Source organism: Mogibacterium diversum, from assembly GCF_002998925.1.
In the GTDB taxonomy this organism is placed as follows: Bacteria; Bacillota; Clostridia; order Peptostreptococcales; family Anaerovoracaceae; genus Mogibacterium; species Mogibacterium diversum.
The window spans coordinates 529,335-542,769 of record NZ_CP027228.1; the positions used below are offsets into that span (position 1 = coordinate 529,335).

Genomic DNA, 13,435 nt, shown 5'->3' on the forward strand with positions numbered 1-13,435 from the left:
GTAATTGCTTAGAGGGGTAATAAGGGGTAATCAAGATGAACGTCTCGATAATAGCGGTTGGAACTGAATTACTTTTTGGTCAGACTGTAAATACAAATGCGACATATATTTCAAATCAATTGAACTTGATGGGGTTTAATGTCATGTATCACCATGTAGTTGGCGATAACTCTGGAAGGTTAAAAGCGTTAATTATTTCTACCTTTGTTGAAAGTGATATGATTATACTGACAGGTGGACTAGGACCAACTCAGGATGATCTTACCAAGGAAATAGTTGCAGAGGCTATGGGTGTAGATCTGTATTTTGATGAAAGATGCTATAGGGAAGTAAAGTCTTATTTTGATGATAGAAATCGAATTATGGCTGAAAATAATCGCAAGCAAGCATATATCCCTGTAGGCGCGGAAGTATTTCATAATGAAGCTGGAACAGCACCGGCTTTTGGCATTGAGAAGGATGGGAAATGTGCAATTTGTCTACCCGGTCCACCACGTGAGATGAAATGGTTATTTGAAAACTGCGTAGTAGATTATTTAAAAAGATTTTCAAGTAAGCAAATGTATTATAGGGTTATTAGGACTATCGGAATAGGTGAATCTGACCTAGAGACGAAGCTTCTTCCAATCATCGATAATCAGAAGGATCCTACGATAGCAACGTATGCAAAAGAAGGTGAGTGTACACTTCGTGTAGCTTCACAGCGAGAAACGATGACAGAAGCTCAACTAGCTGTGGAGAACATGATTCGTGAGATCGACAAGTTAATTGGGAAGTATATATACAGTTATAATGACGAAGAACTGGCTGAGGTTGTTGTTAGGAAGCTAAGAGAAAACAAATTATCTTTATCATCTGCAGAATCATGTACGGGAGGCATGTTCGCATCTTGTATAACTGATGTACCAGGTGCATCTAATGTTTTTTCGCATGGGTTTGTCACGTATAGCGAGACTGCGAAAGCTGGAGTTTTAGGCGTTGATAGTAAAATTATAGAAGAATGCTCTGTCGTTAGTTCAGAAGTTGCGGTTTTAATGGCAAAAGGAGCACAAAAGTCTTCGAATAGCGATATTGCAATCTCCATAACAGGATACGCTGGACCAGAAGCTGATGAAGGACGTGAAAATGGAAATGCTTTCATTGGGTATGCCTGTGGCAATAAACTAGGTAACAAGAGCGGTTTTATTGAGATTAACACCAAGAGAAACGATAGAAAATGGAATCGTAACTTCTTCAAACTTAGGATGCTTTTAGTTGTTTATAATATCATCAATGACGCAATTTAAGTAATTAATAAAAAATGATCTAAATATTAAATCGATAATAGATAATGCTAGATTTTTATGTAATCTCATGAATATTGGTAAAATGTATTATAGTGTGAAAATTTACTGAAATAGTGGTTCTAATATTGATTTATATCGATATTTAATTTGACCGTTATCATGCAAAGAATATATAATCTTGACAAACAAAAGAAGATTATATACAATACGAACAGATGTTCGAAATATACAGGAGGGACTATGGCAGTTAAGTCAAGTAAAGACAAGAGTTTAATCGGTAATGTTAGTGATAAAGAAAAGGCTCTTGAACATGCTCTAGATGAGATTCAGAAAGCGTTTGGCAAAGGTGCAGTTATGAAGCTTGGAGATGAAGGTCTTCATAACAACATTGAAGGGATTTCCACGGGCTCTATATCACTAGATGTTGCGACCGGTATCGGTGGTGTTCCCCGTGGCCGTATTGTTGAGATTTATGGACCTGAATCATCAGGAAAGACAACTCTTACATTGCACTGCATCGCAGAGGCTCAGAAGGCTGGCGGTAAGGCAGCGTTTATCGACGCTGAACATGCGCTAGATCCTGTTTATGCTAAGAATCTAGGTGTAGATGTAGATGATTTATTAGTGTCGCAGCCTGATACTGGAGAACAAGCGCTAGAGATTTGCGATATGCTAGCACGAAGTGGAGCTATTGATCTTATTGTTATAGACTCTGTGGCTGCACTAGTTCCAAAGGCTGAAATTCAGGGTGATATGGGAGACTCTCACGTTGGACTCCAGGCCAGACTTATGTCACAAGCCCTCAGAAAGATTGCAGGAACCGTTAACAAAACTAATACTTGTGTTATTTTTATCAACCAGCTTCGTGAAAAAATCGGAATCATGTTTGGTAATCCAGAGACGACAACTGGTGGCAGAGCACTCAAATTCTATGCTAGCATGCGACTTGACGTAAGACGTGCTGATTCTATCAAGCGTGGTGATGAGACCATTGGTAATAGAACCAAGGTTAAAATTGTAAAAAATAAAGTAGCACCTCCATTTAAAATTGCTGAGTTCGATATAATGTATGGAGAAGGTATTTCTATTGCAGGTGATGTGCTAGATACTGCTACAGATATGAAATTCATTGATAAAGCGGGTTCGTGGTATAGCTATGAGGGTGAAAGAATAGGGCAAGGTCGTGAGAATGTAAAAGAATTTCTCGTTTCTCATCCTGAGATTCTTGAGACTCTTAAGACTAAAATCATGGATGCCATTCACGGTAATGATGAAGAAGAGCTTAAAGTTGACGAAGATGGAGTAGTAATCGAATAATAATGATTTATAATGTTCTGGGATTTGACATAAGTCCTGGAACATGTTATATTTAGACGGTTAGCCGCACAGAATGGGTTTTTAAGCGTAGCACCCGTAATTCTGGCGAGTCTGGTTTGAGGAGGAATTAATATGTACGCAATTATTAAAACAGGCGGTAAGCAGTATAGAGTACAGGAGAATGACGTACTTAAGGTTGAAAAGCTTAACGCTGCAGTTGGAGAGACAGTTACCTTTGATGAGGTTGTAGCTGTTGGAGGAGACAAACTTCAGGTAGGTACACCATTTGTTGAAGGTTGTGCAGTTCAGGCCGAGGTACTCGAGCAGGGTAAGAACGAAAAAGTTATTATCTTTAAGTACAAGGCTAAGAAGGACTACAGAAGAAAGAATGGTCACAGACAGCCATACACTCTAGTTAAGGTTACAGGCATTGGCGCAGCAGCTAAGAAGGCAGCTCCAGCTAAGGCTAAGACTACAGAGAAGGCAGAGAAGTCTGAAGTGAAGGCTTCGCTATCAATGAAGAAGGAAGAGCTTCTAGAGATTGCTAAGAATCTTGGAGTTGAGGTTCCTTCAAAGGCTACTAAGGCTGATATTCTTTCAGCAATTGAATCTAAGTAATTAAGAATTTCAATATAGGAGGTGACTAGTCATGTCAAGTAAAAAAGGAGTAGGTAGTTCCAAGAACGGTCGTGATTCCGAGTCCAAACGCTTGGGACTTAAGATAGGTGCGGGACAGTATGTAAGTGCTGGAAGCATTCTTGTTAGACAGAGAGGAACAAAGTTCCACCCTGGTAACAATGTTGGTATCGGTGGAGATGATACTCTATTTGCAAAGATCGATGGCAACGTTAAGTTTGAGAGATTTGACAAGAAGAGAAAGCAGATCAGCGTATACAGCGAAGAAGCTTAAACTTATTGACCCCTTATTTCAAGGGGTCATTTTTAATATATTGGAGAAATAAATGTTCGTAGATAGAGCTGAAATAATTATTACATCTGGAAAAGGTGGAGATGGAGCCGTAACCTTTAGACGAGAGCCATACGTTCCAGAAGGTGGTCCAGATGGAGGCGATGGAGGCGATGGAGGTAATATTATATTTGTTGCCGATAATAACCTTCGCACACTAATGGATTTTAAATACAAGCGCAAGTATGAAGCTGAAAATGGTCAAAACGGTATGCGTCGTAAGAAATACGGTAAGCGCGGGGAGGATTTGGAGATAAGAGTTCCTGTTGGAACCATGATTATTGACAAAGAATCAGGACTTCTGATGAAGGATATGGCGCATAACGGGGATACGCTTGTCGCAGCAAAAGGTGGTAAAGGTGGAAAGGGTAACGTTCATTTTAAGAATTCCATCAGACAAGCACCTAATTTTGCTGAGGCTGGTGAATTACCTAAAGTTAGAACTGTAATTCTGGAGCTTAAACTCATCGCTGATGTAGGACTCGTTGGTTTCCCTAATGTTGGAAAATCAACGTTACTTTCCGTTTCTACATGTGCAAAACCTAAAGTTGCAAATTATCACTTCACGACTATAGATCCCAATCTTGGGGTAGTTGATCTATATGACAAAAGCTTTGTGATGGCAGATATTGCGGGAATTATAGAAGGTGCACATGAAGGTATGGGGCTCGGAATTAAGTTCCTAAAGCATATTGAGCGCACAAAGGTTCTTATTCATGTAGTTGATGTTTCTGGCAGTGAAGGCAGGGACCCAATAGATGATTATAAGAAGATAATTGATGAGCTAAGAAAGTACGATGAAAGGCTGCTGGCAAAGCCTATGCTTGTAGCTGCAAACAAGATAGATGCCGTTTGCGATGAGGAAAAGCTAACAGAATTTATTGAATTTGTTGAAAATGAAGGCAAAAGAGTATTCAAGATTTCTGCTGCGGCTAGACAAGGTATACAAGAACTTCTTAATGCTACAATCAATGAGCTAGATAATTATGTTGAACCAGAAGCGGAAGAAGTTGAATACTTTGATTTTGAGAAGGATGAGCTCGATGAAGACTTCAAGAAACTTAAGGCCTATAGAGCGTATGACGGCGCTTTTGTTCTCGAAGGTAAGCAGCTTTCTAAAATCTTTAGATCTACTAATTTTACGGATACAGGTTCAATGCGATATTTGTATAAATTTATTGTGGATAGAGGCGGCATTAAAATGCTAAAGAAGATTGGTTTGAAAGAGGGAGATACGGTTAGAATAGAAGACTATGAGTTTGAATATTACGATGACTAGGTAATTAATTTTCTTTCAAGCTTCTAAATCTTTCATGTGGCTAAAATTATATCTAGACACTACATGATGTACTTAAGATATTATAAGCAAAATAGGTGGATACATAATTGCATTATTTGCAGTATGTATTCACCTATTTTACATTAAAAACCTATATAAAAAATATTTAATACTGTATTGCCAATCTAGAGTGCATTGATTTATATGGGGTTTTATGTTGTAAAATAATTATAAATAATATATATTTACATGTTCCTGACTTTCTGATAGACTGTTGCAAAATAATTTTCTAAATTGTATTATCTATGTAGTTGAATCTACCCCCGGAAGGGGTAATATATGAAAAAAACAAATAATGACCTGATAAATCACTTAATTGATTGTATTAGATTCCAATTTGCGAAGGATAGAAAGCTTAAATACAAGGTTGCACTTGTTGTTGTTATCTTCATTGGAGCTACAGGAATACATATGAAATCTAGTAATGCTGATACTATCAAGCTTGATAAGACAGAAAAAGTCAAGGAAAAGGAACGCCCTCAAGCAGTAGATGAATTTTACATAGATATAAGTGGCGCCGTTAATTCACCTGGAGTATATAAGGTCAAGAAAAAAACTAGAGTTTTTGAACTTATTGAAAAAGCAGGTGGTCTAAAATCAGATGCTAATCTGGACGCATTAAATCAAGCAGAGTTTGTTCAAGATGGTCAGAAAATCGTTATACCGAGCAATGGAGGTGGGGATATAACTAGAGAAAATGAGGATAAATCGAACAATGATGGTGGGATAATTAATATTAATTTGGCAGACAAGTCTAAACTCATGAGCCTCCCTGGCGTTGGGGATGCGATTGCACAGAGGATTATTGATTATCGAAAGGACCATAGGTTTTCAAAAGTTGAAGATTTGAAGCAAGTTAAAGGTATTGGAGACGCTACATTTGAGAAGTTAAAAAATATGATTACTGTTTAATGTTTAAGTGTGGGCATTAATATTAATGAAAGAGGGAATTATTATTATGAATAACAAGCATAATCCGATGAAAAATTTTTACTCTATTAAAAATAATGAATCTATATCATTTGACGCAGAAGATGCGTTATCGTTAGTGTTTGCTTCTTGTTTAAATCATGATTGTAAAGTTAGTAAGTGTACATCGTTCAACTATTTCAGAGATTTGAAACTAAGAATTTTGTATGCTGAAATTAAAAAGATAATTAATTGCATGGATGAAGGCGATTATGATCTAAGTCAGTTAGTAGATGATCACATTTTGAGAAGTGCATTTGCTGGTTCTGTTTTTATGAAAGATGGAATGGGGGCAAGTTATTTAGTAGAAGCAGTCATAGTATGTAAGCAACTGCTAGCACGTCAAAACGTTATTATTGCTGGAGAGATATATCGACAAGTTGCAGAGCGATTTCATGTATCTCCTGAGGCTGTGGAAAAGGCTATTCGATACTTTACAAAAGAATTATGGATGGTTTGTAAAGATAAAACTAAATGTCTTGCTATTTATAATTTTGTGTTTCCTAGTTTAAATTCGCCACCTACAAATAAAGATACCATCGTTTTCATGGCTATTAAAATGCTAGAAATACAGAAACTATTAGAGGCTTTAGCTATATAAAGTACAATCTTTAGAACCTTTAATTTCGTTGAATGCACTATTGAATCGTGATAAACTGTAAATATTATATTAATTGTTCAACTTGCTATTAGTACATGAAAGTAAAGGTATGTAAGTATGAGTAGAGTAAAAAGGGTTAAAAAGACTATGGATGGCAACACGGCTGCGGCCCATGTTGCTTATGCTTTCTCTGAAGTTTCAGCGATTTACCCAATAACACCATCTTCTGTTATGGCTGAGGTAATTGATAAATGGGCTTCTGAAGGAAGAAAAAACTTATTTGGAGAGAAGGTACGCGTTGTAGAGATGCAATCTGAGGGTGGAGCTGCTGGAGCAGTTCATGGTTCACTTAATGCGGGCGCTTTGACCAGCACCTATACAGCATCTCAGGGTCTTCTTCTGATGATTCCTAATATGTATAAGATTGCTGGAGAACGATTACCAGGCGTTTTCCACGTTGCTGCTAGAGCTGTTTCGACGCATGCACTTTCTATTTTTGGTGATCATTCTGATGTTATGGCTGCAAGGGCAACTGGTGTAGGTATGATTGCTGCAAATAGCCCACAGGAGGTTATGGATTTAGCTGCTGTATCGCACCTAGCTTCTATTAAAGCGAGCCTACCAATTGTACATTTCTTTGATGGGTTTAGGACAAGTCATGAACAGCAGAAGATTGAAGTATGGGATTATGAAACACTTGATTCGATGCTTGATCATGATGCTGTAGATAGATTCAAGCAGCATGCTAATAACCCATGTCATCCACATCTGATGGGTTCTGCTGAACAGCCAGAGACATTTTTCCAGCATAATGAAGCTAGAAATGTATTTTATGATGAATCTGTAGATATAATTAAAGGCGTAATGGATCAGGTTAATGAGAGTATTGGCACTGATTACAAGCCATTTAACTATTATGGTGCAAAAGATGCAACCGATGTAATCATTGCCATGGGCTCTGTATGTGAAACTGCTGCTGAAGTGGTTGACTATCTAAATGAAAATGGTAGAAAAGTTGGACTAATAAAGGTTAGGCTCTTTAGACCATTCTCTAGCAAGTATTTACTGCAGGAGATTCCTAGAACCGTAAAAAATATCGCAGTTCTTGATAGGACTAAGGAGCCTGGTTCAAATGGAGAACCACTTTACCTCGATGTTGTGTCTGCACTAGCAGATTCGGATGATTTAAATCCTAGATTAACAAGAGGTCGCTATGGACTTGGATCTAAAGATACTCAGCCGGGTGACATTATCGCTGTTTATGACAACATGGCTGCTGATAATCCAAAGAAAGAATTCACTATTTCTATCAACGACGACGTTACCAATCTTTCTCTAGAGAGAACTTCAAATCCGATTGTTTCTGCAAAAGGAACAGTTGCATGTAAATTCTGGGGACTCGGTGCTGATGGAACGGTTGGCGCTAATAAGAATAGCGTCAAAATTATTGGAGATCATACCGATAAGTATGTTCAAGCATATTTCCAGTATGATTCTAAAAAATCTGGTGGTGTAACCATATCTCATCTAAGATTTGGAGATGAACCTATTAGATCAACTTACTATGTGAATTCTGCAGATTTCATAGCCTGCCACAGTGCAGCGTACATGCATAAGTATGATATCGTTCAAGACGTTAATCCAGGTGGTAAATTCCTTCTGAATTGCAGTTGGACAGATGAAGAGTTAGAAACACATCTTCCTGATGCAGCAAAGAAATATATTGCTGACAATAATATAGAATTCTACACTTGTGATGCAGTTAAACTTGCTAATCAGGTTGGGCTCGGCTCAAGAAGAACTAACACTGTACTGCAGGCCGCTTTCTTTAAGATTTCTAATATAATGCCTATTGATGAAGCTATAGAGTACATGAAGTCTGCTATCAAGAAGAGCTACATGAATAAAGGTGAGGATATTGTTAATATGAACTGTAACGCTGTAGATGCTGGGGTTACTCATGTTCATAAAGTTAAAGCACCAGAGAGATGGAAGACTATTACAGTTTCAACAAATAAAGAACAGCTTCAGTCAGATAGACCAGACCTTAAGAAGTATCTCAATGATATTTTAACAACTGATGCTGCGATGAAGGGTGATGAGATTCCTACATCCAAATTTTTAGATGTTGCAGATGGAATGATTCCAGCAGGAACCGCAGCATACGAAAAGCGTGGGATTGCCATAGATGTTCCTCTATGGATTTCTGAAAACTGTATTCAGTGTAACTTGTGCGCATACTCTTGCCCGCATGGGGTTATTAGAGCATTTGCTTTAAGCGAAGCCGACGCAGAAGCAGCGCAGGCAACAACTTTAAAATCAAAAGCCAATCCAGATCATAAATTTATGATTTCCATATCTACAGTGAACTGTACGGGTTGTGGCTCATGTGTTCAGGTGTGCCCTGCTAAGGAAAAAGCTCTTAAGATGATACCTTATGAAGATGAGAGGTCAGCGGAACAGCAGAGGGTGTTTGATTATGCTAATGACCATACAGATGAGAATGTATTAGATGGCAATGTAGATACTCCTCGTAACGTAAGCTTTATTAAGCCACTGCTTGAATTCTCAGGTGCTTGTCCAGGCTGTGGTGAGACGCCTTATGCTAGACTTGTAACACAGCTATTCGGTGATAGAATGTTTATCGCAAATGCGACGGGATGTTCTTCAATTTGGGGTGGTAGTGCACCAAGTACCCCTTACACTATAAACCGTGAAGGAAGAGGGCCAGCATGGTCCAATTCATTATTCGAAGACAATGCTGAGTTTGGACTTGGAATGGCTGTTTCGATGAATACTCGCCGTAAAGAAATGAAGTCGGCAGTTAAGAGACTTGCAGAAAAGAGTGAATTCTGTGATGTCGCAACGGAATGGCTTGATGGAATGGAAGATAGCCGTAAGGCTGAAAGCGCTGCTAGAAAGCTAATAGAAGTTTGCAAGGATAGTGATGATGCTGATGCTAAATTTGTTGCAAAAAATGCTGATCTACTTCCAAAACCTTCTATATGGATATTCGGTGGTGACGGATGGGCTTATGATATCGGATACGGTGGTCTCGACCATGTAATCGCTTCCGGTGAAAATGTAAATATTCTGGTATTTGACACTGAAGTATACTCGAATACTGGAGGACAAGCTTCTAAGTCTACTCCGGCTGGTGCTATAGCACAGTTTGCTGCAGCTGGTAAGGCTGTAGGCAAAAAGAACCTTGCGGAAATTGCAATGGCTTATGGTTATGTGTATGTGGCACAAGTTGCAATGGGTGCTAACCCTACACAGACTTTGACGGCTCTAAAAGAAGCAGAAGCATACGATGGGCCTTCCATTGTCATTGCTTATTCGCCTTGTATAAATCACGGAATTAGAGCCGGAATGAACTGCTCTATGAACGAGATGAAGAAAGCGGTTCAGTCTGGTTATTGGAACCTCTTCAGATTTGATCCAAGAAAAGCTATTGAGGGTGATGGTAATCCGTTCACTCTTGATAGTAAAAAACCAACTCTTGAGTATAAAGAGTTTTTAGATGGAGAAGTTCGATACAGGGCATTAGAGCAATCGAATCCAGAAAGAGCAAAGAAGCTATTTGACGAGGCAGCTAAACAAGCTGAAGCGAGATACGAAGATCTTGTGAAAAGAAGCAAGGGATTTAAATAAATAGTTTAAATAAATAGTTTAAATAAATTGCATGTCATACTCGCTATGCGGGTATGGCATGTTTATCTAATTAGAAAAAAAGAAAAGGTGCAAGATGAAAAAAGAAAAAATCGATAGAATTAATGAGCTCGCAAAAAAAAGCAAGAGCGAAGGTTTAACAGTTGAGGAGACGTTGGAACAAGCAGAACTCCGCAAGGAATTTCTGGCTGATATTAAAAAAGATGTAAAAAGTCAACTTGAATGCATAGAAATTGTCGATTAATTATAATTCTTAATGCTCTAATTACTTGTGAATATCGATATTTCAGTATAAAATATAAGCATTGTATATAAAGGGAGATTTTTTTTAAATGGAAAAACTTGGTCTTAATGAAATAAGAGATTTATTCCGTGATTTCTTTGTTAGTAAGGGTCACTATGCAGCGGGAAGTGCATCTTTGATTCCCAAAAATGATAAAAGTTTGCTTATTATTAATTCTGGCATGGCACCATTAAAGGCATATTTTGCAGGAGTGGAGACACCACCATCTAAACGGATGACGACTTGCCAGAAATGTATAAGAACTGGAGATATCGATAATGTTGGAAAGACTGCACGTCATGGTACATTCTTTGAGATGCTAGGAAACTTCAGCTTTGGAGATTATTTTAAAGAAGAGTCATTGACATGGGGCTGGGAATTTATTACCGAACATCTGAATATGCCTAAGGATAAACTTTGGGCTACTATATATCAGGATGACGATGAAGCATACGATATATGGATAAAACTAGGTATGCCTGCTGAAAGGATAGTAAGGCTCGGAAAAGAAGATAACTTCTGGGAAATAGGTCTTGGTCCATGTGGACCTTGTTCCGAGATATACTATGATAGAGGTGAAGCTTATGGATGTGGTGCACCTGACTGTAAACCAGGATGTGAGTGCGACAGGTATATAGAATTCTGGAATCATGTATTTTCACAGTTTTCGAAGGAAGACGACGGATCATATTCAAATTTAGCGCATCCTAATATTGATACTGGAATGGGACTTGAAAGACTTGCCTGCATTATGCAAGATGTAGATTCCATATTTGATATAGATACTATTAGAAAGATACTTGACTCAGTTGCACAAATGGCAGGAGTTGACTATCAAGCTGGAAATGAACAGAATGATGTAAGTTTGAGAATAATTACTGATCATTTGCGATCTATGGTATTTATGATCGCAGATGGAATTATGCCAAGTAATGAAGGAAGAGGATACGTTTTAAGGCGTCTTATCAGAAGGGCGGCTAGACATGGAAGACTCTTAGGAATTGAAGAGAATAATTTTCTAGCTAAGCTTATGGATTCTGTAGTAGAAGTTTCTGGCGGAGCATATCCTGAGCTAGTCGAAAAGCATGACTATATTAAGAAGCTAATAGCTATCGAGGAAGAGCAATTTGCAAAGACCATGGATAATGGCATGGGAATTCTTGAAGAGTACATTGCAAAGCTGGATAAAAACGATAAGATGGTATTAGATGGTGTAGATGCATTCAAACTTTATGATACCTACGGATTCCCTGTAGAGATGACTGAAGAAATTCTGGCTGAGAGAGGGATTACCGTTGATATGGATGGTTTCAAGGAAAACATGGACCGCCAAAAGGAACTCGCGCGTCAGGGTCAGAAATCCACAGAAGATGTAGCATGGAAAGATGCAGCTGATTACGATAAATTGCCAAAGAGTAAATTCCTCGGCTATATGGAATTTAATGCCGACGCTGAAGTTTTATACGTTAACAGTAGTAAGGGCAAGAATCTGCTTATTTTCGATAAGACTCCCTTCTACGCTACAAGCGGTGGCCAGCTTCATGATATAGGAGTGATTATCATAGCTGATAAGGAATATCATGTAAATGATGTAACTAAAGAAAATGATATCTTTTTACACTTTGTTGATGAATCAGTTGATAATGTAAATGTCGGAGATACTGCAGAGTTAAAGGTTGATGTAGCAAATAGAAATAGAACAGCTAGAGGGCACAGTGCAACACATATTCTTCAGCAAGCCCTAAAGGATGTACTTGGAGAACACGTATCACAGGCCGGTTCTTATGTTGATAATCACTATCTTAGATTTGATTTTAATCACTTCGAGGCTATGACTCATGATCAGATTAAAGAGGTAGAAGATATCGTTAACGATAAGATTGACGCATTTCTTCCGATTCTTATGCAGGAAATGCCAATCGCGGAAGCTCAGAAGATGGGCGCTACTGCCATATTTGGTGAAAAGTATGGGGATATCGTCCGCGTTGTAAGCATGGGTGATTATAGTGTAGAATTCTGTGGTGGTACTCATATCGACAATACTGGTAAAATCGGTGCATTCAAGATTATTTCTGAAGCTGGTATTGCATCTGGCATCAGAAGAATTGAAGCAATTACTGGAACTCAGGTTATCGGTTATACTGAAGACAAAGAGTCAGTAATTTCAAATGTATGTGCAACACTTAAGTCTAATGCTAGTGATATTGAAAAGAAAGCAGCTCAGCTCGTTTCCGACAATAAGGAACTTGAGAAGACAATTAAATCTTTGAAGGCAGATGAAATCGCAGGTTCACTTGATGAAATCATCGCATCTGGTTCTGATATAAATGGTATCAAGCTAATAACGAAGAGGTTCGACAATACAGATGTTGCTCAACTTAGAGAGATGGCAGATGCTATAAAGTCCAGCGAGACTAAGTCTATTTTCGTTGCTGCATCTGTAAATGATGGTAAGATTGCAATTCTTGTTTCTGTAAGCGATGAGCTTGTTAGCGAAGGCTTCCATGCTGGAAAGCTAGTTAAGGAAATCGCGCAGGTTGCCGGCGGTAATGGAGGCGGAAAGGCTGGAATGGCGCAGGCTGGAGCAAAGGATGAAAGCAAGTTAGAAGAAGCATTCGAATTAGCAAAGACTCTAGTTGCAAATAAATAAGTTAGGTAGATAATAGGTGAGTGGCTTATAATTCACCTATTATAACTAAATATATCTCGCTACATTCTATAAAAAATAGGAGGAAGATATGAGCAAGGATACAATTTTGTTCGAAAGTGCAAAGATCAAACAGATTTCCAACAAAGAAGCGATGCATCAGATTTATTCATCTCTTCAGGAGAGGGGATACAATGCTATCGATCAGATGGTTGGATACTTAACATCTGGAGACCCATCTTATATAACAAGCCATAATGATGCGAGAAACCTCATTCTTAAGATTGATAGAGATGAGCTACTCGAGGAGATTTTAAAGTCTTATCTAGAGCTTGATAAGTAGGTTTTATATTA

Annotated in this window: 10 protein-coding genes and 1 pseudogene; all 11 read left to right on the forward strand. The window is 38.3% G+C overall.

Features of this window, described 5'->3' with window-relative positions:
• Positions 1-35 precede the first annotated feature (35 nt).
• The 11 genes and pseudogenes from C5Q96_RS02465 to C5Q96_RS02515 all read left to right on the forward strand — a co-directional run bounded on the left by C5Q96_RS02465 (position 36) and on the right by C5Q96_RS02515 (position 13,424).
• Positions 36-1,286 carry a competence/damage-inducible protein A gene (locus C5Q96_RS02465; protein WP_106056860.1) on the forward strand — a complete coding sequence of 417 codons (1,251 nt, stop codon included), beginning with the start codon at positions 36-38 and terminating at the stop codon, positions 1,284-1,286.
• Between the two features lie 240 nt (positions 1,287-1,526).
• Entirely contained in the window at positions 1,527-2,603 is a 1,077-nt protein-coding gene (gene recA, locus C5Q96_RS02470) for a recombinase RecA (RefSeq protein ID WP_106056861.1), read from the forward strand.
• 132 nt (positions 2,604-2,735) lie between these two features.
• Positions 2,736-3,041, forward strand: a pseudogene (gene rplU / locus C5Q96_RS08755) (50S ribosomal protein L21); the annotation flags it as partial.
• A 211-nt stretch (positions 3,042-3,252) separates the two neighbouring features.
• Positions 3,253-3,513, forward strand: a complete 261-nt coding sequence (rpmA, locus tag C5Q96_RS02480; RefSeq protein WP_106056863.1) for a 50S ribosomal protein L27 — start codon at positions 3,253-3,255, stop codon at positions 3,511-3,513.
• Between the two features lie 52 nt (positions 3,514-3,565).
• Positions 3,566-4,849: a GTPase ObgE gene (gene obgE / locus C5Q96_RS02485; RefSeq protein WP_106056864.1), complete on the forward strand. Its 1,284-nt coding sequence runs from the start codon at positions 3,566-3,568 to the stop codon at positions 4,847-4,849.
• A 339-nt stretch (positions 4,850-5,188) separates the two neighbouring features.
• Positions 5,189-5,821, forward strand: a complete 633-nt coding sequence (locus C5Q96_RS02490; protein WP_106056865.1) for a helix-hairpin-helix domain-containing protein — start codon at positions 5,189-5,191, stop codon at positions 5,819-5,821.
• A 46-nt stretch (positions 5,822-5,867) separates the two neighbouring features.
• The gene (locus C5Q96_RS02495) at positions 5,868-6,479 is read left to right on the forward strand and encodes a sporulation initiation factor Spo0A C-terminal domain-containing protein (protein ID WP_158696663.1); all 612 of its coding nucleotides are present in this window, start codon (positions 5,868-5,870) and stop codon (positions 6,477-6,479) included.
• A gap of 117 nt (positions 6,480-6,596) precedes the next feature.
• Complete coding sequence (gene nifJ, locus C5Q96_RS02500) at positions 6,597-10,133, forward strand: pyruvate:ferredoxin (flavodoxin) oxidoreductase (protein ID WP_245905587.1); 3,537 nt, start codon at positions 6,597-6,599, stop codon at positions 10,131-10,133.
• Positions 10,134-10,227: 94 nt separating this feature from the next.
• Positions 10,228-10,395 (forward strand): DUF896 domain-containing protein, encoded by a 168-nt coding sequence (locus C5Q96_RS02505; RefSeq protein ID WP_106056867.1) that lies wholly within the window; start codon positions 10,228-10,230, stop codon positions 10,393-10,395.
• An 88-nt stretch (positions 10,396-10,483) separates the two neighbouring features.
• Positions 10,484-13,084: an alanine--tRNA ligase gene (alaS, locus tag C5Q96_RS02510; protein ID WP_106056868.1), complete on the forward strand. Its 2,601-nt coding sequence runs from the start codon at positions 10,484-10,486 to the stop codon at positions 13,082-13,084.
• A gap of 88 nt (positions 13,085-13,172) precedes the next feature.
• Positions 13,173-13,424, forward strand: a complete 252-nt coding sequence (locus C5Q96_RS02515) for an IreB family regulatory phosphoprotein (protein WP_094234230.1) — start codon at positions 13,173-13,175, stop codon at positions 13,422-13,424.
• The last annotated feature ends 11 nt before the right edge of the window (positions 13,425-13,435 follow it).

What these genes read in the sequence shown, in the direction of transcription:
- C5Q96_RS02465 (WP_106056860.1), top strand. Translation starts at nt 36, where the DNA reads ATGAACGTCTCGATAATAGCGGTTGGAACTGAATTACTTTTTGGTCAG.
- alaS (WP_106056868.1), top strand. Translation starts at nt 10,484, where the DNA reads ATGGAAAAACTTGGTCTTAATGAAATAAGAGATTTATTCCGTGATTTC.
- obgE (WP_106056864.1), top strand. Translation starts at nt 3,566, where the DNA reads ATGTTCGTAGATAGAGCTGAAATAATTATTACATCTGGAAAAGGTGGA.
- nifJ (WP_245905587.1), top strand. Translation starts at nt 6,597, where the DNA reads ATGAGTAGAGTAAAAAGGGTTAAAAAGACTATGGATGGCAACACGGCT.
- C5Q96_RS02490 (WP_106056865.1), top strand. Translation starts at nt 5,189, where the DNA reads ATGAAAAAAACAAATAATGACCTGATAAATCACTTAATTGATTGTATT.
- recA (WP_106056861.1), top strand. Translation starts at nt 1,527, where the DNA reads ATGGCAGTTAAGTCAAGTAAAGACAAGAGTTTAATCGGTAATGTTAGT.
- C5Q96_RS02505 (WP_106056867.1), top strand. Translation starts at nt 10,228, where the DNA reads ATGAAAAAAGAAAAAATCGATAGAATTAATGAGCTCGCAAAAAAAAGC.
- rpmA (WP_106056863.1), top strand. Translation starts at nt 3,253, where the DNA reads ATGTCAAGTAAAAAAGGAGTAGGTAGTTCCAAGAACGGTCGTGATTCC.
- C5Q96_RS02495 (WP_158696663.1), top strand. Translation starts at nt 5,868, where the DNA reads ATGAATAACAAGCATAATCCGATGAAAAATTTTTACTCTATTAAAAAT.
- C5Q96_RS02515 (WP_094234230.1), top strand. Translation starts at nt 13,173, where the DNA reads ATGAGCAAGGATACAATTTTGTTCGAAAGTGCAAAGATCAAACAGATT.